Below are 24,989 nucleotides of genomic sequence, written 5' to 3' on the forward strand. Positions count from 1 at the left end.
TTTAATTTTTAAACTTCGTCAAAAATTTTAAACTTTGACAAAGTGCCCCTGAATAATCAGGTTATTAGTTGAACAAATACCAAACAATCCCAATATTTAACCTGAAATCATAGGTTGGATAACTTGGAAACGCATAGGCTTTATTATGTGAAAGTACGGTTCCGATCTGTTGTCCCTCGATGAAGAAGAACATTTTTTTAACCTTCATATTAAAATAAATATCTGCGATCGGTTGTCCGCCGATTGAAAATGAATTGGTTCCGGGTAAAATATATTCATTAAGAATCGGGAAGTATTCTCTTGAGGCGAATTTTGAGAAATAATACACCTTTATTCCGGCCTGAATTTCTGCAGCATTTTTAAACGCTTTTGTCTGATAAAAGAAATTAGCACGGCCAATAAAGCTTGGCATTGGCATAAGTTCTTTGTTTGTAAGCGCATTCTGGAACTGCAATCTTGTATTTAGATGAAAACGGCTGTAGCTAAAAGTGGCATCTCCTCCGATCTGAGAAATATTTAATGAACTATCGCTTTGACGCGGCATTGCACCCGCATCGAAATAGGTGTAATTGTCGATCCTGAAGTAATTGGCAAATAATTCTGTTTTAAACCATTTCAGATTGATGTTTCCGCCGATTTCTGTAATTGTTTGATTCTGGGCATTTTGAAGGTAATAATTGAAATTATTATAAACAGAGGTGTTCAGTAAGTAATTGAAAGATGGGTAAGCACTTTGGAAGTTTACTTTGGCATTGACAAAATAGTCTTTAATGGGCTCGAATCTCACATTATTGGTGGTTTTTACGTACGTCCCGAATTCGCTTCCGTTGGAAAATTCTAAGAATGAATTTAACTGAATTTTGTCAAAAAGTTTAATTTGTAAATTCCCAACTGCCCCGATTCTGTTTTCTTTTATTTCCGTCGGAATTTCTAAAAGTGGTAAAACAATCTCACTGCTTCCAAATTTTAACATCTGATACCTGACTCCGGCATCAAGTTTAAATTTTTCATTGTCCCAAACCAAACTAACGGTATTGCTGAAGTTGTCTGAATATTTTTTGGTTGTAAACGGAGCTCCATTCACAAGTTCAGCCGGAATATCATACCAATACGTTTCCTGCGAATTTTGTGAATAATAGTATTTATTTCCCTGATGAGAAATCGTATGTCTTATTTTAAAAGGAATTTTTTCTGATTTGAACGGTGCAAACTGATGCGTCAAATAATATCTCCTGTAAGAAAACTGCGAGCTTGATCCTTCCAGATTCACCTGCATATTCTGCCTATTTCTGGAGTTGCTGTCGCCATTTTGAAATAAACTATCAACCGCGATACCTCCATTTTCCTGATTATTTACATTTTGATGCAGATAATGGGCAAATAATTCATAGTTCCCGCTTTTGGAAACATAATGCCCGGAAAATAAAGTATTATTATTGGCTGCTAAGGAATTTCTATACATGCCTTGTGATCGCAATCCCATATATTCCAAAGCAAAATTGAACCTTTTACCTATATTTTGGGTGTAAGTTGATTTTAAGGCTGCCCCGTTTTTCATTGCATTATGGTAAATGAAAGTTGCCGTCGGGGTTTTTACATCATAATAATGGATATCATTAACGCTTAAAATTCCGTAGGATTTATTAGTTGGCAGCAACGCCAAATTTTGTTCGGCATTTACCTCATACGACAATGGATTAAACCCCGCTCCTATATTCGCAGGCTGAGTTCTTCCAAAGTTGTCCTTATTATTATACTGCGAAAAGATATAAGTTTTATCAAAAGTCATCACCGTATCAAATACTTTTTTCTCAGAAAACTGTGTCTGATACTGATAGTCGTTAATTGTAGGCTTAAATATTTTTAAAGAGTCTTTCTTTCCGGAATCAATGACCAAAGTGTCTTCTTTAGGAAGCTTATTGGAGTCTGTTTTATTGACAACCTGTGCCTGAGCCGTAAGACCGAAGAAAAGTATTATTGAAAGGATGTATTTCATGCTAATTTTTGTTATTACAAAATCGGACGGTTTTTTAAAGTTGCCCGAATTTTGTAAAGCAAAAATAAGAAATAATGGGGAATAAAAAACCCCGTCGCGGGACGGGGTTTTTATTATGAATAAAAAAATTTATATTCCTTGGAAAACCTCTTTCTGATTTCCAAAAGTTCCTGCAGTAACAAAGTAATTCATGTATACTGTAAGCTTTCTAGTACAAGGATTGAAGATTGAAATTAAAGTAGCATCAGTAGATGCCTTTGCTTTAATCATTCCATAAGTTGGATGAAGAGTTCCTGTTTCTTGTTCAGGCACACTAACAACAAAAGTTTCAGGGTTATAATTTAACACTAAATCTATCCCTATATCCCAAAAATCTTTTACTAAAATTTGGTTAGCCACTGTACTTTCCACGATTTGGTATGTACCTCCAGGACCTGCATTCCACCAAGTTTCTGTATTTGTAAAATCTCCTACAAAGTAAGATATAGGACAAGTTAATGATACATCTAGTGTAAATTCATTATTAAATGCTGCAATTGGCAAAGATGAAGATTCTAGTCTGAAAACTGCTTTTTTCCCACTTTGAACTGCTCCAGCTTCTAACAATTTTACAACAAATTTACCCATTGTTTCACCATTTGAAAGCTCATCAGTTGCATTTACAATTTGGAAATCTGTTCCTAATACTGCTGTGGATTTAGCCTGATCAAAAACTAATTTAACCTGGTGACTTCCTTCTACTCCCTTAAGAACTCCGTAGTTAATATCAAAGTCAGAAGATGTAGAGCCTGCTACAACAAAAGCGCTAGCAGTGGTTCCTTTATTAAACTGTACAAAAGAATCCCCATCATAGTAAGGCTCCTCCTCTTGTTTACATGAAGCAAGAAGTACCGTAATAAAAAGAAATATTATTTTTGAAAAATTTTTCATAACATTATTATTTTAAAAATTAATAACCAGGGTTTTGCTGGATTGATGGGTTTCCTAAAATTTCTGAAGATGGAATTGGTAATGTAAATCTATAATCAGTAATATTTAGAGTAAGAGGTGTATTCGGGTTGAAATCATCATTAGCATTTCTATCAATACTTACTCCTGCCTCAGCACCAAGTCTTCTCAAATCAACATAACGGTGTCCCTCAAAAGCAAGCTCTGCACGTCTTTCAGCCAAAATATCTCTAAGTGCATCTACTTTGCTAGAATATACTGGTAAAGTAGCTGTAGAATTAAATCTTCTTGCATCTCTTACCGCTTTGATATATGTAGCTGCCGCCACATAGCCTGCTGGAGTTTGAGCTTCACACTCTGCAAGAATGAAATACATTTCTGATAATCTGAAAACTTTTACATCATTTCTTAATGGTGCGTTTGTCTTACCAGGATATTTATCTATAATATACACTCCTTGTGCAGGTACAGATGTTGGATCTATAAATGCATATCTTCTAATATCTAATGAATATGGAGTAGGTGTACCACTTGGTACATTCCATCTGTTGAATAGATTCAATCCTACAGTCCATAATGGAGAACCTGACAGGTTAGTTGTATTAGTTGTATAGATACCTGCAATATTACCTCCAGTTCCACTTACTGGTCTGCTTAGTGTAAATAAATTTTCACCGTTATTTAAATCAGCCCAAAGTCTTCTATATGGGTTTGTTGGAGCAGCTGCATAAAATGCTGTATTCCATGCTGCAGTACCTGGAGTTCCTGTTGGTACAGGAGTAGAAACTGTCAGAGAAACACCTGAACTAGTTACTACACTTTGAGCATATTGTTTAGCTAAAGTATAGTTTTTTCTATATAGGTACATTCTAGCTCTCATTGCATTCACTAGAGTCTTACTTGCAAAGAAAGGAAAGTTATGCGCAGTTGGAGGAGCAAGATTATTTTCTGCATATTGTAAATCAGATTCTACTAAAGCCCAAATATCAGCATTCTTACTTCTGGGTAATTGCTCATTAATTTCAGGAACCCTGTTGATCAATATTACACCTAAAGCATTATCATCAGCCATATTTGGAGAGAAATAAGACTCTAAATTCAAATAAGCTAAAGCTCTCAATGTTCTTGCTTCTGCAAGTATATTATTATATGTTACAGTTTCTGAAGCATCAGGTGTGATTTTTTCAGCAGCTTCTAATAATCTGTTAACCCTATTGATATTAGTATAATTTTGTATCCAAATAGCAGATGCATATCCATCATTTGGAGTTAATACATATCTATATAATCCTTGATCTTGTCCTGTATTACTTGGCCCTACTCTTAATTCATCTGTAAAAACAGAAGAAAACTTAATTTGATTTGTAACATCGAAACTTGTATATACTGATCCTAGTAAATATTTTTCTAAGTCTGATGTTGTTTTAAAAACAGTTTGGTCATTAAGTTCGCCTTCCTGTACGATATCAATAGCATCTTTACAAGATACTAAAACAGTACAAGCGAAACACACTGTCAATAGTTTATAAAAAATATTTTTCATTTTTATTATTAATTACTGTTAATTAAAAGTCAATATTAGCACCTAAAGAAACTGTTTTCATATTAGGATATACTGACGTTGAAGTTGCGAAAGTTGGTTCAGGATCAAATCCTTGCCATTTTGTAAATGTTAACAAGTTTTCTGCTTGTAAGAATACTCTAACTCCTCTGATTCCGCTATTACCGAACATCTCACTAGGAACCTTATATCCTAATACAACATTTTTTAATCTGATGAAAGAAGCGTCTTTTAAGAATCTGTCAGAATTTCCGTTATAAGCAAAGTTTGTTGCAAATAAAGAAGGTACGTTTGTATTAGTGTTATTAGCTGTCCAAGCATTTAATAATTCTCTAGATACATTATATCCGTCAACTGTTGTAGAATCATATACATAATCTAACTGATTATCATATTTGTATGCTCCTTGCTGATATGAGAAATGAACATCTAAAGTAAATCCTTTATAAGATGAATTTACACCGAAACCACCAACCCATTTTGGCAAGTAGTTTTTACCTGTTGCTCTAGCATCTCTGTTAACATCTGGAGTTTCAGTAACATTTCCGTTGATATCTAAGAACAATAAGTTACCATTACTCTGATTTACTCCTACGTAAGGAATCATGTACCATTCAGCTAACTGACCTCCTACTACATTTCTAATACTTCCTGTTGTTTGATTTTGGATAAGGTCAACAATCTTACTCTTATTATAAGCCGTGTTAGCATATACAGACAATTTGAAATCTGAATTTCTAAATAGGTGATACTTTAAACTAGCTTCTACACCTTCATTCTGTAATTTTCCGTTGTTTCCATTGATAGAATATAAACTTGTAATTGCAGAAATGTTAATTGGACTATATAATTTATCCGTGCTTTTCTTGTAATAATCTAAGCTACCTTCTAATCTTCTGTTTAAGAACATATAGTCTAAACCAACGTTAAACTGTGAAATTTCTTCCCATTGAATGTCTGGGTTTGCAATTACTCCTGTATAATAAACTGCATTGTTATTATTATATCCTAGCCCCACAGTATTTGTATCCCTAACCAAGTTAGTTCCTACAATTAATGGGTTGGTTCCATAAGCAGCAGTAACAACTTGAGCATTACCGTTAGTACCATACGAAGCTCTTAATTTTAACATATCAATATTGGAACCCTGCATAAAGTTTTCTTTATCGATATTCCAACGACCTGCCACAGCCCAGAAAGTAGCCCATTTGTTATCACCAGTAAATCTATAACTTCCGTCTCTTCTTACTGTACCAGAAACACCATATTTATTAGCATAATCATAATCAAAAGTTCCAAAATAAGCTAATGTACCAGCTGTAATTTTAGACGTGCTGTTTGATGGATTATAAATATTTGGAGTTGCTGGGTTGAACGGGATCCATCCTGTTCCAGCTCCGAATGACCAGTTTAGTGGGTTCAAACCATTTTGACGTCCTGAAGTAGCCTCATAGTGAACTTTCATATAATCTAAATAAGCGCCAAGATCAATTGTGTGCTCTCCAAAAGATTTTTTATAACTTACGTTAGTAATTGAGCTGAATGTAAGATCTGTTGACTTTACATTATCTTCAACTCCTCCATACTCCGTGCCTGAAGAAGAAGCAACAACTAAAGCTAAATAAGACCAGGGAGCTCTTGCGAAAATTCTTTGATTATACTTATAATCAATACCTGTTCTGTTACCAACGGTTAAGTCATCAGTAATTTTATAAGACAAAGCCGCATTTGCAATAATACTAGTCTCAGTAAGCTTGTTAGGAAGTGTTCCTTTTAAGATATCTTGTAAAACATACACGTTATTACCATTACTAAAATCAGAACCAATACCATTTAATAAATCCTGACCATTAGCATATACATCAGGTGCTAAAGTTGGCAAACCTACAATAGACCCTAATAGAGGATTTTGGATAACATTAGAATTAATATCACCTCTGGTTTCCTCTTCTAACTGATGTCTTACAGAATGACCTAAACCAATATTTAGTGAGTAATTAAATTTATTATTTTTCGATTTACCCATTAAGTTATTTCTTAATGTAAATCTTTGGAAATCTGTAGTAGGCACGATACCATCCTGCTTCATATATCCAACAGAAGAATAGTTACTTAAATTCGCACCTCCTGCTGATATTTGTAAATCATGACTTTGAGTTATACCCGTTCTGAAGAATTGCTTTCTCCAATTTGTATTCGTTGTATAATTTGCAATTTGTTCAGGAGTCATATTAGCACCCTGCCCTAAACCTGCACGATTTTGAATTGTCAGCAATTCTTGTGCGCTTGCCATATCATATTTTGTTTCCGGCAAGAAACTTGTCCCTATACTTGTATTATAAGAAACATCAAATCTAGTTCCATACCTTCCTCTTTTCGTATTGATGATAACTACACCATTCGCCCCTCTGTTACCATAAATTGCAGTTGCAGCAGCATCTTTAAGAACTGAAGAACTTTCGATATCGTTTGGATTTAAGTTACGAAACTGTGTTGCATTAGAGATCATACCATCAATTACATATAATGGATCAGACTGAGAGTTAATTGAACTTACCCCTCTGATGATTAGATCCATTTTTGCAGAACCCGGAGATCCTGAAGTAGAACTTACACTAAGACCAGCAACTTCCCCCTGCATTGATTGTAAAAAAGAAACATTGGGTCTATTCTCCAATCTTTCTCCTGAAATCGTTACAGAAGCAGTAGCATTTTGAGGTTTAGTCTGAGTTTTACTATACCCTAATACCACAACTTCTTCAATGTTAGAAGTCTTTGGAACAGTATCGGTTACCTTTTTTGTTGATTGCGCCATTGTTAGCTGTCCTCCTATAAAGAACATAACTCCAGCACTTAGCACTTTTAGTTTACCATTCATTATTAACAAAATTTAATATTATAGGTGCAAATATGTTAATAAATATTAAATCCTCCAAATAAATTACGTTATATTTTTAATAAGCTATTAAAATCATTATATTTCTATATATTTGTTGATAAAATTTTAAATATGAAGAGACAAATACTTTTTATAAATGCTTTTCTAATAGCATCTTTTTTTAGTGCTCAAACTGTCGAAGAACGTAAAAAAATCTCACTTGAATCTAATCACTTTGAAAATCAAAAGTTATTTTCAATTTTGAAAAAAGAAGATTCCGATCGTAAATTAAGATTAAAAATGTATTTAAATTCTTCCAATAACAATGTTAGTAGATTGAAAATTGGAGAGTTTGGGATTCAAGAAATAGTTGATGTATTACCAAATGGAGAGAAGATTTATGCCAGGACTTATAATTTAGGAGCAGCAACTACTGCACGGGCAACTCAGCTATACAATGGTGGAAGCTTAGGTATAAATATTCAGGGACAAAACATGGATGCTTGTGTTTGGGACGGAGGAAATGTTAGAGATACACATCAGGAATTTATGGTAAATGGTATCAGTAAAATTACAAATATGGATGCTGTTGTTTTTGCAGATCATTCAACACATGTTGCCGGTACAATTGCTGCACAAGGAATTAACAGTTTAGTTAGAGGTCTGGCTTTTAACTCTTCCATAAGATCATATAACTGGACAGATGACTTGACTGAAATGTTGTCTGAGGCTTCTTCCGGCACATTGGTATCTAATCATTCATATGGAATGGGATCACTTGGCAGCCTATGGTTTTATGGAGCTTATGATAGTAGAGCAAGACAGATGGATAACATTTGTTATAACAATCCTTACTATCTCCCTGTTGTTGCTGCTGGAAATGACCGTAACGAAGTTACCCCACCAGGATCTACCCAATTAGGAACTAAGGGTGGATATGATATGATTTTTGGGCATGGAAATGCAAAAAATGTCATAACAGTAGCCGCAGTGAATCAAGTTGCAAATTATGTTAATGCTTCTAGTGTCATTATGTCTCCATTTAGTAGTTGGGGACCATCAGATGATGGAAGAATTAAACCGGATATTTCTATGAAAGGGGTGAATGTAAGATCAACTTTATCGACATCAGATACTTCGGTAGGTATTATGTCAGGAACATCTATGGCATCACCAGGAGTTACCGGTGTTGTACTTCTTTTACAACAATATTATAATCAACTTTATAGTAACTATATGAAAGCTGCAACTGTGAAGGGCTTAATATTACATACTGCCGATGAAGCGGGAATTTATCCGGGTCCTGATTATGAATTCGGCTGGGGGCTTATTAATGCTGAAAAAGCAGCAATTGCTATTCGCGATAAAAATGCTACTGCATCAAATAAAAGTGTAATAGAAGAGTTAACTTTAAATAACAACTCAACTTATACCAAAACAATTACTGCTAGCGGAACAAGTCCTTTAAAGATTTCAATATCTTGGACTGATCCACAATCACCAACTATAAATACAGGAACTGTTGATCCAACAACTAAATATCTAATTAATGATTTAGATATTAAAGTAACACATAACGATACAATATATTACCCTTGGAAAATGCAAGGAATGTCAAATCCTGGAGATCCAGCAACCAATACCTCAGTTAATAACGCCGATAATTTCGAAAGAGTAGATATTAATAATCCTTCAGGAACTTATACAATAACTGTGACACACAAAGGAACTCTTTCTGGGGGAAGTCAAAATTTCAGTTTAATTGCAACATCAGAAAATCTTTCAACTTTATCAACTAATGATTTAGCTCTTAATGAAAATACAGTAGATTTTTATCCTAATCCGGCAAAAGAGTATCTTTATATTAAAGAAAAAGATAATAATTTAAATATTATTATTTATGACATTTCTGGTAAATTAGTTTTAAAAACAAAGCTTATAGATGGAAAATTAAATATCAGTGATTTAATAAAAGGTAACTATATTGTTAATTACACTACTTCAACAGGAGTAAAAAAGAATTTTAAATTTATTAAAAACTAAGAAATTTATTTTTAAACAAAGACTTTAATTTACTATAAATTATAAATAAAAAAACCACTCTTCCGAGTGGTTTTTTTATTTATAGTATGCTTATTTCAGTTTCTTCTTCACAGCAACCTCTTCATAAACTTCAAGAATATCACCGACTTCGATGTCATTGTATCCTTTCAGGTTCAATCCACATTCGTAGCCTTTTGTTACTTCTTTTACGTCATCTTTGAAACGTTTCAAGCTTTCAAGCTCGCCGTCGAATTTTACAATTCCGTCGCGAAGAACTCTTACTTTCGATTGTCTTGTAACTTTTCCTGAAAGAACCATACATCCGGCAATTGTTCCAACCTTAGAAATTTTGAATACTTCTCTGATCTCAACATTACCAATAACCTGTTCTTTAATCTCAGGTGAAAGCATACCTTCCATCGCTTCTTTTACTTCTTCAATTGCAGCATAAATTACAGAGTAGTTTCTGATTTCGATTTCTTCTCTGTCTGCAAGATCTTTTGCATTCGCACCAGCTCTTACGTTGAATCCGATGATAATTGCATCAGAAGCAGCAGCTAAGTTTACATCAGATTCAGTGATCTGTCCTACACCTTTATGAAGGATATTAACATTGATTTCAGCAGTAGAAAGTCTTTGTAACTGATCAGATAATGCCTCAACAGAACCATCCACGTCACCTTTAAGGATAATGTTCAATTCTTTGAAATCTCCTAAAGCAATTCTTCTTCCTAATTCTTCTAATGTCGTATGTTTTTTAGTTCTGATAGAAAGTTCTCTCTGAAGCTGCTCTCTCTTATTAGCAATTGTTTTAGCTTCACTTTCATCTTCATAAACTTTAAATTTATCACCCGCAGTCGGAGCTCCGTCAAGACCTAAAATAGTTACCGGAATGGATGGACCCGCTTCTGTAAGGTTTCTACCTCTTTCATCAAGCATCGCCTTTACCTTACCGTGGTTTTTACCGGCTACTACATAATCTCCAACCCTTAAAGTTCCTGTTTGCACCAACATGGTAGCAACATATCCTCTTCCTTTATCTAATGAAGCTTCAATAACAACACCTTGGGCATTTCTATTAGGATTAGCTTTTAAATCCAGCATTTCTGCCTGAAGTAGAACTTTTTCCAATAAAACATCCATATTGTTACCAAATTTCGCCGAAATTTCCTGAGCCTGAACATTACCTCCCCATTCTTCAACCAAGATATTCATACCCGAAAGTTGCTGACGAATGTTGTCCGGATTGGCATTTGGCCTGTCCACTTTATTCAATGCGATAATCATTGGTACACCTGCAGCCTGTGCGTGGGAAATTGCTTCTTTTGTCTGAGGCATCACATCATCATCGGCAGCAATTACAATGATTGCAATATCCGTGATCTGAGCACCTCTTGCTCTCATCGCCGTAAAGGCTTCGTGACCTGGTGTATCTAAGAATGTAATTCTTTGTCCGTTTTCCAGTTTCACATTATAAGCACCGATATGCTGTGTAATACCTCCGGATTCACCGGCAATTACGTTGGTTTTTCTTACGTAATCCAGTAGCGATGTTTTACCGTGGTCTACGTGTCCCATTACCGTCACAATCGGAGCTCTTGAAGTAAGGTCCTCTTCGTTATCGATTTCATCTTCTGCGTCGCTTTCTTCAAGATCAGCATCAGAGAATTCAATTTTATATCCAAATTCGTCAGCTACCAACAATAAGGTATCAGCTTCCAGTCTTTGGTTCATGGTAACCATTACTCCTAATGAGAAACAAGCAGAGATTACTTCTGTAGGCGAAACATTCATTAAACTCGCCAATTCACCAACCGTGATGAATTCCGTTACTTTTAATGTTCTGTCTGCCGCATCAATTTCCTGCTGACGTTCGTCCTGTTCTCTACGGTAATTTCTTTTATCTTTTCTGTGTTTAGCAGATTTTGATTTACCTCCTTTATTCGTTAATTTTTCAAGAGTTTCCTTGATCTGGTTTTTAACTTGTTCGTCTGTCAACTCAACAGGCATTGTTCTCTGACCAGGTCTGTTATTCCCAAAACGGTTTCCGCCTTGTCCACCTTGTCCCTGAGGACGGTTTCCTGGAGCACCTTGTCCTGGAGGGCGATTACCTGTGTTGTTTCCGAAACGGTTTCCTCCAGCGGCTTGTCCACCCTGACCTTGAGGACGGTTTTGTCCACCCTGGTTGTTACCAAAACGGTTTCCGCCAGCTGCTTGGCCTCCTTGTCCCTGAGGACGGTTCTGTCCACCCTGCCCTTGTGGGCGGTTTCCTTGTCCTGTTTGATTATTATTGTTTCCACCTTGTTGGTTTGGACCTCCAGGCTTTTCAATTCTTTTTCTTTTCTTTTTTGCTCCGCCTTTGGATTTATCAGCAAACTGACTCAAGTCAATTTTTTCCCCAACAATCTTAGGACCGTCAAGTTTTTGATAAACTGTTTCAATTTTCTGAGGTTCCTGAGACTCTTCTTCAATTTTGGCAGGTTCGGCAGCTTTTACCTCAGCAGGTTTAGCCGGAGCTTCTACTACTGGTGGTTTTGGAGTTTCTTTTACCTTTTCTTCCACTACTGGTTTTTCTTCTGCTTTTTTCTCCTCTGTTTTTGGTTTGTCTTTTTTTACAGGTCTGTTTCTGGACTCTATTTGTGACAAATCTATTTTATCCAGAACTTTAAATTCCTGTTTTTCAGGTGCTGCTTTTACCTCAGGAGCAGGAGCAGCTTCCTCCTTCTTCTCTTGTACAACCGGCTCTGGTGCAGGAGTCGGAGCTGGAGCAGGAGTTTCTTCCACTTCAGGCTGTTTAGATTCAAGATCTATTTTACCTAAAATTTTAGTTTCTGGTTTATTAGCTTTAGCTCTTATTACTTCAGGGGCTTTCTCAATTTCCAGTTTTTCTTCCGGAACCTTTGTGATCACCACCTCATGGGAAGCTTTACGTTGTTCGCCGTCTTTGGCAAACTCAGCCTCCAATGCAGAATATGCCGCTTCTTCTAATTGAGCGTTAGGATTGCTTTCAACCTCGATACCCTTAGCCTGTAAAAATTCTACTAATCTGGACATCGAAATATTGAATTCCTTAACCGCTTTATTTAATCTTATTTTTGGCATCTATTATTTTTACTATTTTTTTAATTCTTAAAATTAAAGTATTTCTTTTTTACTGTTTATTAAAATTTATTTAAAATCTTAATCTTCAAATTCTTCTCTCAGAATACGCTTCACGTCTTCAATCGTCTCTTCCTCCAAGTCAACCATATTCAGTAGACTTTCAGTTTCTTTATCCAAAACCGATTTTGCAGTAGTAAGACCTACTTTTTTAAATTCATCCAAAATCCACTGCTCGATATCATCATTGAATTCTTTCAATTCAACATCATCATCTTCGCTGGATTCTCTGTGTACATCAATCTCATAACCTGACAACCAAGAAGCAAGTCTGATATTCTGGCCTTGTTTTCCGATTACTTTAGAAATCTCCTCAACAGGGGTATAAACTAATGCGTAGTTGTTATCCTCATTGATATCAATTTTGTTGATAGTAACATTTCCTAGAGCTCTCTTCACCAAAATCTCAGGGTTTTTCGACCACTGGATTACATCGATGTTTTCATTTCTCAACTCTCTTACCACTCCGTGGATTCTTGATCCTTTCACACCCACACAGGCTCCTACGGGATCAATTCTGTCGTCGTAAGCATCCACTGCAATCTTCGCCTTCTCTCCGGGAATTCTTACTACTTTTTTCAGCATAATAGTACCATCCTGAATTTCAGGGATCTCCAGCTCTAATAATTTCTCAAGGAATTTAGGTGCAGTTCTGGAAATAATAATCTGCGGTTTTGAACCTTTGAAATCTACTGTTTCCACAATAGCTCTGATATTCTCACCTTTTTTAAAGAAATCTGACGGAATCTGATTTTCTTTAGGCAAAATAAATTCGTTTCCTTCATCATCCAGCAAAATCACGTGCTTGTGACGGATATGGTGGATTTCCCCGATTACAATTTCCCCGATCCTGTCTTTAAACTGCTCATACAACATGGCATTGTTGTGTTCCTGCAATTTCGTAGCCAAAATCTGTTTCAAAGTAAGGATATTTCTTCTTCCCAACTGTGCAACAGGAATTTCCATCGTAAAATCTTCTCCTACTTCGAAGGTAGGGTCAATTTTTTTAGCTTCCGAGATTTCAATTTCCAAATCATCATCTTCAGACATCTCGTCCTCAACAATAGTTTTATTCAAAAATATCTGAAAATCTCCTTTATCAGGGTTTACAATCACATCAAAATGATCATCCGAATCGTATCTTTTTCTTAAAAGTGTCTTCAGCGAATCTTCAATAATTGCCATAAGATCAATCTTACTGATCCCTTTTTCGTCTTTAAAATCACCAAAGGATTCAATCAACGCTATATTGTCCATCTATTCTTTTTTCTTTTTAAAATTTAATTGTTACTAATGCTTTTTTAATCTCAGAGTACGGAATTTCTTTTTCCTCCTCCACATCTACTTTTCCTTTACCGATATCTTTCGGTTTGCGGTAACGCAGAATAAGCGTAATCTTTTCTTCATCTATTTTCGCCAGCTCACCCTCAATTTTCGTAGAGTCATTAAGTAAAACCTCAATTTCTCTTCCTAAATTTTTGGCAAACTGTCTCGGAGTGGCAAGAGGCTCGCTCAGTCCCGCAGACATTACCTGAAGGCTGAAGTCGTGCTCCTCACGATCCATATTGAATTCTATGGCACGGCTTGCGTCAAGGCAGTCCTGCAAAGAAACTCCATTGTCACCATCTAAAATCACTGTAATGTCATCCCCCGCAGAAAATTTCAAATCAATAAGAAATAAATCTTTTCTGGTTTCAAGGAATTCATTTAATAATTCTTCAATTTTTTTTCTAAACTCCATACAATACTTAAAATCATGATTTACCGTACGAAAAAAGGCTTTCTTCCGAAGGCCTTCGCATGTTTTTCCTGTAAATCCAATGCAAATATACAAAATTTTATTAAAAAAGCAAAACATCTTATTATCAAGCAAATATGTTAATATTCATTTACATTAAATTAAAAGTGGTAATGAATGTATTTTTATTATTTTTGTCATTGAATTTTTAAAAACATACATTTTGAATATTACCATTGTAGGAACAGGTTATGTAGGATTAGTTACAGGAACTACCTTAGCAGAACTTGGCAATTCAGTATACTGTGTAGATATTGATGAGAAAAAAGTAGAAGGTATGAAAAACGGCGTCGTTCCCATCTATGAGCCGAACCTTGAAGAAATGTTCCTAAGAAACATTCAGGCAGAAAGATTATTCTTCACTACTGATTTAAAGGAAGCCTTAGACAAAAGCGAAGTTATTTATCTGGCCTTACCTACTCCTCCGGGAGAAGACGGATCCGCCGACCTTTCTTATGTACTGAAAGTTGCAAATGATATCGGGGAAATGATGACCGAATATAAGGTTGTCGTTAACAAAAGTACCGTTCCCGTAGGTACAGCAGATAAAGTAAGAGAAGTCATTGCTTCAAAAACTCAAATTCCTTTCGATGTAGTTTCCAATCCGGAATTTTTAAGAGAAGGTTTTGCTGTTGAAGATTCTATGAATCCAGCGAGAGTGGTTGTAGGAGCAAGCTCTGAAAAAGCCCAAGATATTATGGCGAAGATCTATCAGCCATTTACCAATACCGGTATTCCTATTATATTTATGGATGAAAAATCTTCTGAGCTTACAAAATATGCCGCCAATTCATTTTTAGCCGTAAAAATTACCTTTATGAATGAAATCGCCAATTATTGCGAAAAAGTAGGCGCAGACGTTGATAAAGTGAGATTGGGAATGGGAAGTGACGACAGAATCGGGCACAGATTCTTATTTCCGGGCATCGGATATGGCGGAAGCTGTTTTCCGAAAGATGTAAAAGCATTAATAAGATCAGGAAAGCAGGAAAATTTCAATTTTCAGATATTAGAAGCAACAGAAAATGTAAATATTGCCCAAAAAGTAATCCTTGTTTCAGAAATTGAAAAATATTTCGGTGGAAATATCGAAGGTAAGACCATTGCAATGTGGGGATTGGCCTTCAAAGCTAATACAGACGACATCCGCGAAGCTTCATCTTTAGACAATATTGATCTTTTATTAAAAAAAGGCGCAAAAATTGTTGCTTATGATACCATTGCGGAAAGTAACGTTCAAAAAGTTTTAGGAGATAAAATACAATATGCGAAAAGCATGTATGAAGCTCTGGAAAGTGCTGATGCATTATTTATCGCAACAGAATGGCCTGAATTTAAAAACCCTAACTTTGAATTAATGGCTAAGAAAATGAAAAACAAGGTGATTTTCGACGGAAGAAATATGTATCCATTGGAAATCCCTGAGCAGAACGGATTCTTTTATAAGAGTATCGGACGTAAAACAATTGTAAACTAAAAAAATGAAAAATATAATTATTACCGGTGGAGCAGGTTTCATTGGTTCCCACGTTGTAAGAGAGTTTGTAAAAAACAATCCGAACACAACGATTATTAACCTTGACGCTCTAACCTATGCTGGAAATCTGGAAAACTTAAAGGATATTGAAAATGAGCCTAATTATGTTTTCGAAAAAGCAGACATCACAAAACCTGAAGAATTAAGAAAAATATTCGAAAAATACAATCCGGACGCTGTTGTTCACCTGGCTGCAGAAAGTCATGTTGACAGAAGTATCACAGATCCGATGGCGTTTATCAGCACCAACGTAAACGGAACGGCAAACCTCCTGAATCTTTGTAAAGAATTCTGGACCCTGAATCCGGATCACACACACGGAAGATTCCCAAATGAAAAAAGAACCAACCTATTTTACCATATTTCTACAGACGAAGTGTACGGAAGTTTAGGGGAAACAGGTTTCTTTTTGGAAACAACTTCTTACGACCCACAATCTCCATATTCGGCTTCAAAAGCGGCTTCTGACCACTTGGTGAGAGCTTACGGAAATACTTACGGAATGCCGTTTATCGTTTCCAACTGTTCCAATAATTACGGCCCGAATCATTTCCCAGAAAAATTGATTCCGCTTTGTATTTCAAATATTATTAACGAAAAGCCCTTGCCTATCTACGGTGACGGAAAATATACAAGAGACTGGTTATTCGTAATCGACCATGCGAGAGCAATTCATCAGATTTTTAATGAAGCTAAAACTGGAGAAACGTACAATATCGGAGGTTTCAACGAATGGCAGAATATTGATCTCGTAAAAGAATTAATCAAGCAAATGGATGCAAAACTAGGAAGACCGGAAGGTTATTCTGAAAAATTAATCACATTTGTAAAAGACAGACCTGGTCATGACAAGCGTTACGCCATCGATGCAACAAAATTAAATCAGGATCTTGGCTGGAAACCATCTGTAACTTTCGAGGAAGGATTAGGAAAAACCATCGACTGGTATCTTGAAAATAAAGAATGGCTGGAAAATGTGACTTCTGGTAATTATCAGGCTTATTACGAGAAACAATATAATTAATATGAGATTTTTTCTCACTTTTTTTACAGTTTTAATTTCTTTTACAGCATTTGCACAGAGCCCTTCCGCACCATCTATGCCAAAAGAAAATCAAATTGCATTAATAGAAGAATTTGTTAAAGTTTCCCATTACGAAAAATCTTTAAAAAAATTTGGGATGAATTATATCTATCTCCAAATGTTTAAAGATGAAAATGGGAAAGAAATAAGGATTCTATCAACCGAGCAGGCAGAAAGTATACTTAAAAACTTTAATTTTAATTCTTTTAAAGAAAAAAGTATTTATAATGCATTTTCACTTGTTTCGGAAGAGAATCTAAAAGCTTTGATAGAGTTTTATAAAAGTCCAAACGCAAGAATGACCAAGTTTGGTGATTTATTCATAAATAATGATGTAATTATCCTAAACTTTATCAGTTATCTTAATAAACAAATTGAAGAATACACAAAAGACAAAAAATGAAAGGAATAATATTAGCCGGAGGTTCCGGAACAAGACTTTACCCTCTTACCATCGCAGTCAGCAAGCAACTTATGCCTGTTTATGACAAACCGATGATCTATTATCCACTGTCAACCTTATTATTGGCAGGAATTAAAGATATTTTAATCATCACGACACCGCATGACCAGGAAGGTTTTGTTAAGCTTTTAGGTGATGGCTCACAAATTGGATGTAATATTGAATATGTAGTGCAGCCAAGTCCAGACGGATTAGCCCAAGCTTTTATTTTAGGAGATAAATTTATCGGAGACGATGCTGCGGCATTAGTTTTAGGTGACAATATATTCTATGGCTCCGAGATGGGAACTTTACTTAAAGACAAAACAAATCCGGATGGAGGTGTTGTCTTCGCTTATCACGTTTCAGATCCGGAAAGATATGGTGTTGTAGAATTTGACGATGATTTTAAGGCGGTTTCCATTGAAGAAAAACCGTTGAAACCAAAATCAAACTACGCTGTTCCGGGATTGTATTTCTACGACAATAATGTTGTTGAAATTGCAAAAAACATCAAGCCTTCTCACAGAGGCGAGCTCGAAATCACAGACGTGAACAATGTTTATCTTCAGAAAGGAAAACTTGAAGTAGGTGTTCTGGACAGAGGTACAGCGTGGCTGGATACAGGAACTTTTGATTCCCTGAACGACGCTTCAGAATTTGTAAGAGTAATTGAAAAAAGACAAGGCTTCAAAATCGGATGCATTGAAGAGATTGCTTTCAGAAATAAATTCATTAATGAAGAAAAGTTACTGGAAACGGCCACTAAATATGGAAAAAGCGGTTACGGTGAATACTTAAAACAATTAGTTAACAAATAATCACGGCTAAATTAATAAATTTTAAATCTATTACCTTTATGGTTGATAGTTTTTGCGCGTAACAACAAATATTAATATATTAGTTGTTATTTTCCTGTTTTATATGAATAATAATTCATAATAACGGAAATACCGGATAAATTAAATATTATAAATTTGCATTAAATTTTACACAGATGAGTGAACCACAACAAAAGTGGACTGAAACGATTGAAGCCAACCATTCTTTATTTGATTTAAAATTAAAAGAAGTCTGGAGATACAAAGACCTTGTTTACATGTTTGTAAAAAGAGACTTTATATCCAGTTTTAAGCAAACAATTTTAGGACCGATCTGGTTTTTTATTAATCCTATTCTTACAACGATTGTTTATCTGATCGTTTTCGGAAGAATAGCAAATCTCCCTACAGATGGTGCTCCGCCATTACTTTTTTATCTTGCAGGAGTTACCCTTTGGAACTACTTTTCATCGTGTCTTTTAGGAACCTCATCCACATTTATAGGAAATGCCAATATTTTTGGCAAGGTATATTTCCCGAGACTCGTGACACCACTGTCTATTGTTATATCCAATCTGATGCGTTTCGGGGTCCAGTTTGTACTGTTCATCATTGGATGGGCTTATTATTTGTCCAAAGGCGAAGTACATCCTAATCTATGGATCTTAGCAACTCCGTTTCTGGTGATTTTAATGGCACTCTTTGCTCTTGGTGTGGGTATGATTTTTTCTGCATTAACGACAAAATATAAAGATTTAAGCATGTTGCTGGGATTCGGGGTCAGCTTGTATATGTATGCAACACCGGTGATTTATCCTACATCAGCTTTACCGGGATTCTTTAAAAAGATATCTTTTTATAATCCTCTGACCGGTATTTTTGAATGCTTCAAATATGCCTGGCTAGGCGTAGGCGATTTCTCTCCAATGATGTTGATTATCAGCACATGCATTATTTTAACTCTATTAATGCTTGGTACGCTCATTTTCAATAAAGTTGAGAAAACTTTCATGGACACAGTTTAAAAAGAATTATTAATTTCCCTAATTTAAATTAAAAAAATGCTGGCTTTAAAAGCAGAAAACATATCAAAACAATATCGTCTGGGACAAGTGGGAACAGGCACACTATCCCATGACCTCAACCGGTTTTGGCACAAAGTAAGAGGAAAAGAAGATCCTTACCTGAAAATAGGTGATGCCAATGACAGAACCACAAAAGGAACTTCGGAATATGTTTGGTCACTTCGGGATATTAATTTCGAAATTGAGCAGGGAGACGCCGTTGGTATCATTGGAAGAAATGGCGCCGGAAAATCTACCCTTTTAAAACTTTTAAGTAAAGTAACAAAACCCACAACTGGCCAAATATACACCAACGGAAGAATCGCTTCACTGTTGGAAGTAGGAACAGGTTTTCACCCTGAAATGACGGGCCGTGAAAATGTTTTCCTTAATGGTGCCATTTTAGGGATGACACGAAAAGAAATCACAAGAAAGTTTGACGAAATTGTAGATTTCTCAGGTGTTGAAAGGTATATTGACACTCCCGTAAAAAGATATTCTTCGGGGATGTATGTTCGTCTTGCCTTTGCGGTGGCTGCACACTTAGAATCTGAAATTTTGATCGTTGATGAAGTTTTAGCTGTAGGTGATGCGGATTTCCAGAAAAAATGCCTGGGGAAAATGAATGACGTTACAAAGGGGGAAGGCAGAACTATTCTTTTCGTAAGCCACAATATGACAGCGGTGAAAGAGCTGTGCAGTAAAGGTATACTTCTTACTCACGGTAACCTTCAATATGAAGGTGACATGCTGAATACAATTATTGAATATCAAAAAACCAGCGCCAAAGCAAGTTCTTATCATTACAATGGTAACATTAATGAAGCTTTAGGAAACGAAAACATCAGAATAAAAGAATTTTCCGTAAAACCTATCACCGGCCAGCTGATTGATATTGATTCCGGAGTGCGCGTAAAACTGGTTTTTCACAATTATTGTCCTAATATTACCCTTGATTCCACCTTTGAATTAAGGACTTACGAGGAGTTGGTAATTTTCCATGTGGGAAAAGCATTATCAGAAAACAACGATTCAAGAGTCGGAGAATATACCGTAGAATTTGACATACCAGCCGGCCTTTTGAACGCTGGAAACTACTACTTTAAACTATATTTCGGGAAAGATCAAACCGTATTGTTATATGGAATCGACAATTTTGTCGGTTTTGAAGTAGAAAACGTAAAGGTAGGAAACAAAATGCATATCTATCCGGGTGTTACAAGACCTCATTTTGATTATAAAGTAGATTTCCATGGATAAAGCCAAATATATACAATTCGATAAGATAGGTAGTTCGTCATTAGGCTTTATTACTGTTGCAGAAAATTTCAAAAATATACCCTTTGAAGTTAAACGTGTATATTGGACATATTATACACCGCAAGATGTAATAAGGGGTGGTCATGCACATAAAAATCTTGAGCAGATAATTATTGCAGTTTCAGGAGTTATTGAATTTAATACAGAGGATAAACAAGGAAATAAGCAAACTTTCATTTTAGATAATCCATCCACAGGCTTATATTTACCAAAATTAGTGTGGAGAGATATAAAGTTTTCTCATAATTCCGTTTTATTGTGTTTAGCATCAGAATTTTACATTGAAGATGATTACATAAGAAATTACGAAGATTTTTTGAATCTTAATAACCTGCAATTAGTCAACTATACAAAAGATATTCTTGAAAAATCATGGAACTGGCTAAACGACCCGGAAATAAAGCACCTTACAAGCACTCCCGATTTCTCAAAAGAAGATCAGCAAAATTGGTTCTCGGGATTAGAAAAAAATGACTCCTATTGGGTGCAGGGCATTCAGTATGACAATAAAATTATTGGTGTTGCGGGATTAAAGAAAATTGATCCTTCAAAAAAAACCGCAGAATACTTCGGTTATATTGGGGAGAAAGAATATTGGGGAAAAGGACTGAGTAAAGATTTGTTTAAATTAATTTTTAAAATTGCCAAAGATCAGTTTGCGCTGGAAAGTCTTTATCTGAATGTTGTTCCGGATAATATCAGAGCTGTAAAATCTTATGAAAAGGCAGGTTTCTCAATATCTGACCGTACAGATTCTAATATAACAATGTCATTAAATTTATAACATGAGTGTTGAAATAAAAAAATACACGCAGGAATATTTTAATGATTGGAATCGGTTTGTTGAGGAAAGCAAAAATGGACTCTTCTTTTTTAACAGGGATTTCATGGAATATCATTCCGATCGTTTTACAGACCATTCGCTTTTGATTTTTAATAATAATAAAATCATCGCTGTTTTCCCTGCCAATGAATCCGGAAATGAGATTGTTTCTCACGGCGGACTTACTTTTGGATCGCTTATTTTATCACATTACATAAAAGCTTCTGAAGTTTTAGAAATTTTTAATGAAATAAAAAAATATTACAAAGCGCTTTCCTTTAATGAAATAATTTATAAAGCTGTTCCTCATATTTTTCACAAATACCCTTCCGAAGAAGATCTCTACGCACTTTTTCGTAACGAAGCAACGCTTTTCAGAAGAGATATTTCTTCTGTGATTGATCTTGCAAACCCTATCCGTTTTTCCGAAACAAAAAGACAACTCGTCAGAAAATGCGAAGAAAAAAGTATCATAGTTGCAGAAAATGAAAATTTCGAGGAATATTGGGCATTACTCTCATCCGTTCTTCAAAAATTTGATGCAAAACCTGTACACACGGTTGAAGAAATTAGAATGCTTAAAAAGAAATTTCCCGATAACATAAAGCTATTTGAAGCAAAAATTGAAAACAATCTCTTAGCAGGAATAGTTCTTTTCGACTTTGGAAATGTGGTTCACACACAATATATGGCGGCATCACAGGAAGGCAGAAAATTGGGAGCCTTGGATTTTATCAATCATACGCTGCTGCAAAAATTCAGTGACAGAAAATATTACAGCTTCGGGATTTCTACAGAGAAACAAGGTCAGTTTCTGAACGAAGGCCTGATTCAGCAGAAAGAAAATATGGGAGCGAGAGGAATTGCATTAGATTTTTACTCTATTAAACTTTAAATTAAACCAAATGATTAAATTTCTTGATTTACAAAAGATCAATCTACAATATCAAAACGAAATTGAAACGAAGCTTTTAGAAGTTTTCCGTTCCGGATGGTACCTGATGGGAAATCAACTTTCAAATTTTGAAAAAAACCTTTCTGATTACATCGGAGCAAAACATTCCATCGGCGTTGCTAATGGATTAGATGCGTTGAGATTGATTCTGAGAGCTTATATGGAAATGGGAGTAATGAAAGCCGGAGACGAAATTATTGTTCCTTCAAATACTTACATTGCCTCTATTTTAGCAATTTCAGATAACGGATTAACACCTGTTTTAGTAGAACCGGAGATTAATACATATAATATTGATATTTCAAAAATTGAAGAAAAAATTACTTCAAAAACAAAAGGAATTCTTATTGTACATCTTCAGGGTAGAGTTGTTTTTTCTGATGAGCTTACAGAGATCGCGAAAAAGCATAATCTGAAAATAATTGAAGATAATGCACAAGCCATCGGAGCAGCATGGAAAGGCAAAAAAACCGGTAATCTTGGTGATGCAGCCGGATTCAGCTTTTACCCCGGTAAAAACCTAGGCGCTCTTGGAGACGCCGGAGCCGTATCCACGAATGATGATGATCTGGCAAAAACGATAAGAGCGCTGGCAAATTATGGTTCCAATCAAAAATATGTAAATATTTATAAAGGCTTAAATTCAAGGCTAGATGAAATTCAGGCTGCCGTTTTGGATGTAAAGCTTCAATATATTGACAACGAAAATAACATCAGAAGACAGATTGCAAAACGTTTTATTGATGAAATAAACAATCCGGCAATCATTCTTCCGGAATACCCGGCTTATGAAAATGAACATGTGTGGCATCTTTTCGTGATCCGTTCGGAAAAAAGGGATCAGCTTCAGGCTTATCTTACGGAAAACGGTATTCAGACTTTGATCCACTACCCTATTCCGCCACACAAACAGGAAGCATATAAAGAATGGAATGATTTGTCGTTCCCTATCAGCGAAAAGATTCATGATGAGGTGCTGACACTGCCTCTTTCCCCTGTGATGAGTGAAGAAGAAATCAGCAGAATTATAGCAGTTACAAATACATTTTAATCCATGTCCAGGCTATTAGAAAATAAAGAATATTTTCTTAAAACAGTGAAAATTGCCAAACTTCTTTACAAAGAAAAGAAGTACAACCATTGTTTGCTGTATATAGAAAGGCTCTCCTATTCTGCCTGGTACAACTTTCCCGGATATTATACTTCTAATGCTATTGAATCTATCATTAGAAATATCGCTTCAAAAACTTTAAAATTTACAAAGCAAAAGACAGCGGAATCCGGACAGGATAAAACATTACATATTTTTTCTGAGATCAGCTATGTAGGGGGGCATTCAAAACTTATTTTCAGCTGGATAGAGAATGACAAAAACAGCAGCCACTATTTACTCAGCACATGGCAGGACCAGCAACAGGTTTCTGAGATTGCGGAGTCTTATAATTATAAGATAAACAACAACTTATTCGCTTTTGAAAAAGATTTAAATATTCTCGAAAAAGCTCAAAAAATCATTGAAACGCTGGAGAATAATGATTTTAGCCGTATCGTATTACATATCCATCCTCATGACGTTATCCCGTCGATGGTATTTTCTTCAGAAATGCTACAATACCCTGTATTTTTTCTGAATCATGCTGAACATACCTATTGGCTGGGCGCTCCCGTCATTGATTTTTTATTACAAATCCGTGAATCAAACCTTATAAAGGATTCAAAAAACAGAAATATTCCTGTTGAAGATCAGTTTTTCCTGCCCATACCAGTAGATGAATCTTTCACACTTAAAAAAACTGAAAGAAAAACGTTCCATATCCTGTCCATCGGCAGAGAGTCGAAGTATGAGCCTAACGAAACATATAATTTTTATGAAGCAGCTCTGAAAATTGTTGAAAAATTTGAAAATGTAGTTTTTACCATTGTTGGAATCTCCGACATGAATGAAAACAGAAAAAAATATCAGCACAAAAGACTTATTCTTGTGCACCCCACCAGGGAAATTAATAAGTATATTGAAGATGCAGATCTATATCTGGAAGGGTTTCCAATACCTTCATTTACCTCCCTGCTGGAGCCTGCAATGGCAGGAATGCCGTTTGTGCTTCATTACGATCCAGCGAGCGTTTATAAGGTATTTGATGATAAAAAAGAAGAAGGTATTTTTTATCCTGAAAGTCTTACGGAGTGGCACCAGGAAGTAGAAAGAATCATAACTGACGAAACATACAGAAAAAAAATCAGTGATTTGCAGCAGAATTATTTAAAAAAATATTTCTCTGCGGAAGCATGGTCGTCACAACTGGAAAAAATTAAATCACTTACAAAAAATAAAAAACATTCTGTCCGAACAATACCTGCTGAAGAAAAATATCTGGACGGCAGAGATGAGGAGTTGGTATCCGTGATACAGACAATACCAATGAATCATTACAGCTATACCGGACGCCTGGGATTTTTTTCAAGATTAAAAGTTGTTATTTTATCCTTGAACAATCCGGACTGGGTAAAACTTTTACCAAAAAAAAGAACGCTTAGATATTTGATAGGCAGATAATTATAA

At 35.5% G+C, this 24,989-nt stretch carries 18 protein-coding genes; 11 read left to right on the forward strand and 7 right to left on the reverse strand.

All coding sequences use genetic code 11. The annotated features are described in order from the left end of the window. Nucleotides 1-64: 64 nt before the first annotated feature. The 4 genes from ATE47_RS15435 to ATE47_RS15450 form a co-directional block, all read right to left on the reverse strand. A complete protein-coding gene (locus ATE47_RS15435; RefSeq protein WP_062162788.1) occupies nucleotides 65-1,996 on the reverse strand; it encodes a putative porin in 1,932 nt (643 codons plus the stop codon). A 129-nt stretch (nucleotides 1,997-2,125) separates the two neighbouring features. Further along, nucleotides 2,126-2,926, reverse strand: coding sequence for a hypothetical protein (locus tag ATE47_RS15440; protein ID WP_027380383.1), 801 nt, complete (start codon nucleotides 2,924-2,926; stop codon nucleotides 2,126-2,128). A 19-nt stretch (nucleotides 2,927-2,945) separates the two neighbouring features. Continuing rightward, entirely contained in the window at nucleotides 2,946-4,487 is a 1,542-nt protein-coding gene (locus ATE47_RS15445; protein ID WP_062162789.1) for a RagB/SusD family nutrient uptake outer membrane protein, read from the reverse strand. Nucleotides 4,488-4,509: 22 nt separating this feature from the next. Then, complete coding sequence (locus ATE47_RS15450) at nucleotides 4,510-7,320, reverse strand: SusC/RagA family TonB-linked outer membrane protein (protein WP_228376286.1); 2,811 nt, start codon at nucleotides 7,318-7,320, stop codon at nucleotides 4,510-4,512. 195 nt (nucleotides 7,321-7,515) lie between these two features. Between ATE47_RS15450 and ATE47_RS15455 the strand changes: the two genes are divergently transcribed. After that, complete coding sequence (locus ATE47_RS15455) at nucleotides 7,516-9,426, forward strand: S8 family serine peptidase (RefSeq protein WP_062162791.1); 1,911 nt, start codon at nucleotides 7,516-7,518, stop codon at nucleotides 9,424-9,426. 90 nt (nucleotides 9,427-9,516) lie between these two features. On the opposite strand, the gene infB is transcribed toward ATE47_RS15455, so the two are convergent. The 3 genes from infB to rimP all read right to left on the reverse strand — a co-directional run bounded on the left by infB (nucleotide 9,517) and on the right by rimP (nucleotide 14,326). Next, nucleotides 9,517-12,528, reverse strand: coding sequence for a translation initiation factor IF-2 (gene infB, locus ATE47_RS15460; protein ID WP_062162792.1), 3,012 nt, complete (start codon nucleotides 12,526-12,528; stop codon nucleotides 9,517-9,519). A 78-nt stretch (nucleotides 12,529-12,606) separates the two neighbouring features. Then, a complete protein-coding gene (gene nusA, locus ATE47_RS15465) occupies nucleotides 12,607-13,842 on the reverse strand; it encodes a transcription termination factor NusA (protein ID WP_062162793.1) in 1,236 nt (411 codons plus the stop codon). Between the two features lie 16 nt (nucleotides 13,843-13,858). After that, a complete protein-coding gene (rimP, locus tag ATE47_RS15470; RefSeq protein WP_062163582.1) occupies nucleotides 13,859-14,326 on the reverse strand; it encodes a ribosome assembly cofactor RimP in 468 nt (155 codons plus the stop codon). Nucleotides 14,327-14,546: 220 nt separating this feature from the next. Here rimP and ATE47_RS15475 point away from each other — a divergent pair, with 220 nt between their 5' ends. The 10 genes from ATE47_RS15475 to ATE47_RS15520 all read left to right on the forward strand — a co-directional run bounded on the left by ATE47_RS15475 (nucleotide 14,547) and on the right by ATE47_RS15520 (nucleotide 24,983). After that, on the forward strand, nucleotides 14,547-15,860 hold the full coding sequence (locus tag ATE47_RS15475) for a UDP-glucose dehydrogenase family protein (RefSeq protein ID WP_062162794.1): 1,314 nt from the start codon (nucleotides 14,547-14,549) through the stop codon (nucleotides 15,858-15,860). Nucleotides 15,861-15,864: 4 nt separating this feature from the next. After that, the gene (rfbB, locus tag ATE47_RS15480) at nucleotides 15,865-16,944 is read left to right on the forward strand and encodes a dTDP-glucose 4,6-dehydratase (protein ID WP_062162795.1); all 1,080 of its coding nucleotides are present in this window, start codon (nucleotides 15,865-15,867) and stop codon (nucleotides 16,942-16,944) included. A gap of 76 nt (nucleotides 16,945-17,020) precedes the next feature. After that, nucleotides 17,021-17,407 (forward strand): hypothetical protein, encoded by a 387-nt coding sequence (locus tag ATE47_RS15485; RefSeq protein ID WP_150114836.1) that lies wholly within the window; start codon nucleotides 17,021-17,023, stop codon nucleotides 17,405-17,407. Then, nucleotides 17,404-18,267: a glucose-1-phosphate thymidylyltransferase RfbA gene (gene rfbA, locus ATE47_RS15490; RefSeq protein WP_062162797.1), complete on the forward strand. Its 864-nt coding sequence runs from the start codon at nucleotides 17,404-17,406 to the stop codon at nucleotides 18,265-18,267. The genes ATE47_RS15485 and rfbA overlap by 4 nt, the downstream gene beginning before the upstream one ends. A 176-nt stretch (nucleotides 18,268-18,443) precedes the next feature. Then, nucleotides 18,444-19,292 carry an ABC transporter permease gene (locus tag ATE47_RS15495; RefSeq protein WP_062162798.1) on the forward strand — a complete coding sequence of 283 codons (849 nt, stop codon included), beginning with the start codon at nucleotides 18,444-18,446 and terminating at the stop codon, nucleotides 19,290-19,292. Nucleotides 19,293-19,328: 36 nt separating this feature from the next. Continuing rightward, a complete protein-coding gene (locus ATE47_RS15500; RefSeq protein WP_062162799.1) occupies nucleotides 19,329-20,591 on the forward strand; it encodes an ABC transporter ATP-binding protein in 1,263 nt (420 codons plus the stop codon). Continuing rightward, complete coding sequence (locus tag ATE47_RS19290) at nucleotides 20,584-21,435, forward strand: GNAT family N-acetyltransferase (protein ID WP_082632623.1); 852 nt, start codon at nucleotides 20,584-20,586, stop codon at nucleotides 21,433-21,435. The genes ATE47_RS15500 and ATE47_RS19290 overlap by 8 nt, the downstream gene beginning before the upstream one ends. Nucleotide 21,436: 1 nt before the next feature. Then, nucleotides 21,437-22,369 carry a GNAT family N-acetyltransferase gene (locus ATE47_RS15510; RefSeq protein WP_062162800.1) on the forward strand — a complete coding sequence of 311 codons (933 nt, stop codon included), beginning with the start codon at nucleotides 21,437-21,439 and terminating at the stop codon, nucleotides 22,367-22,369. Nucleotides 22,370-22,379: 10 nt separating this feature from the next. Beyond that, nucleotides 22,380-23,480 (forward strand): DegT/DnrJ/EryC1/StrS family aminotransferase, encoded by a 1,101-nt coding sequence (locus ATE47_RS15515; protein ID WP_062162801.1) that lies wholly within the window; start codon nucleotides 22,380-22,382, stop codon nucleotides 23,478-23,480. Nucleotides 23,481-23,483: 3 nt separating this feature from the next. Next, the gene (locus ATE47_RS15520) at nucleotides 23,484-24,983 is read left to right on the forward strand and encodes a hypothetical protein (RefSeq protein WP_062162802.1); all 1,500 of its coding nucleotides are present in this window, start codon (nucleotides 23,484-23,486) and stop codon (nucleotides 24,981-24,983) included. Nucleotides 24,984-24,989: the final 6 nt, after the last annotated feature.

The organism is Chryseobacterium sp. IHB B 17019 (genome assembly GCF_001456155.1).
In the GTDB taxonomy this organism is placed as follows: Bacteria; Bacteroidota; Bacteroidia; order Flavobacteriales; family Weeksellaceae; genus Chryseobacterium.

Bases quoted from the DNA above. Each gene is read 5' to 3' on its own strand.
- rfbA (WP_062162797.1), top strand. From the start codon at position 17,404: ATGAAAGGAATAATATTAGCCGGAGGTTCCGGAACAAGACTTTACCCT.
- ATE47_RS19290 (WP_082632623.1), top strand. From the start codon at position 20,584: ATGGATAAAGCCAAATATATACAATTCGATAAGATAGGTAGTTCGTCA.
- ATE47_RS15450 (WP_228376286.1), bottom strand. From the start codon at position 7,320: ATGGCGCAATCAACAAAAAAGGTAACCGATACTGTTCCAAAGACTTCT.
- ATE47_RS15510 (WP_062162800.1), top strand. From the start codon at position 21,437: ATGAGTGTTGAAATAAAAAAATACACGCAGGAATATTTTAATGATTGG.
- nusA (WP_062162793.1), bottom strand. From the start codon at position 13,842: ATGGACAATATAGCGTTGATTGAATCCTTTGGTGATTTTAAAGACGAA.
- ATE47_RS15515 (WP_062162801.1), top strand. From the start codon at position 22,380: ATGATTAAATTTCTTGATTTACAAAAGATCAATCTACAATATCAAAAC.
- ATE47_RS15520 (WP_062162802.1), top strand. From the start codon at position 23,484: ATGTCCAGGCTATTAGAAAATAAAGAATATTTTCTTAAAACAGTGAAA.
- ATE47_RS15485 (WP_150114836.1), top strand. From the start codon at position 17,021: ATGCCAAAAGAAAATCAAATTGCATTAATAGAAGAATTTGTTAAAGTT.
- ATE47_RS15500 (WP_062162799.1), top strand. From the start codon at position 19,329: ATGCTGGCTTTAAAAGCAGAAAACATATCAAAACAATATCGTCTGGGA.
- ATE47_RS15440 (WP_027380383.1), bottom strand. From the start codon at position 2,926: ATGAAAAATTTTTCAAAAATAATATTTCTTTTTATTACGGTACTTCTT.
- rimP (WP_062163582.1), bottom strand. From the start codon at position 14,326: ATGGAGTTTAGAAAAAAAATTGAAGAATTATTAAATGAATTCCTTGAA.
- ATE47_RS15455 (WP_062162791.1), top strand. From the start codon at position 7,516: ATGAAGAGACAAATACTTTTTATAAATGCTTTTCTAATAGCATCTTTT.
- ATE47_RS15445 (WP_062162789.1), bottom strand. From the start codon at position 4,487: ATGAAAAATATTTTTTATAAACTATTGACAGTGTGTTTCGCTTGTACT.
- ATE47_RS15495 (WP_062162798.1), top strand. From the start codon at position 18,444: ATGAGTGAACCACAACAAAAGTGGACTGAAACGATTGAAGCCAACCAT.
- rfbB (WP_062162795.1), top strand. From the start codon at position 15,865: ATGAAAAATATAATTATTACCGGTGGAGCAGGTTTCATTGGTTCCCAC.
- ATE47_RS15435 (WP_062162788.1), bottom strand. From the start codon at position 1,996: ATGAAATACATCCTTTCAATAATACTTTTCTTCGGTCTTACGGCTCAG.
- infB (WP_062162792.1), bottom strand. From the start codon at position 12,528: ATGCCAAAAATAAGATTAAATAAAGCGGTTAAGGAATTCAATATTTCG.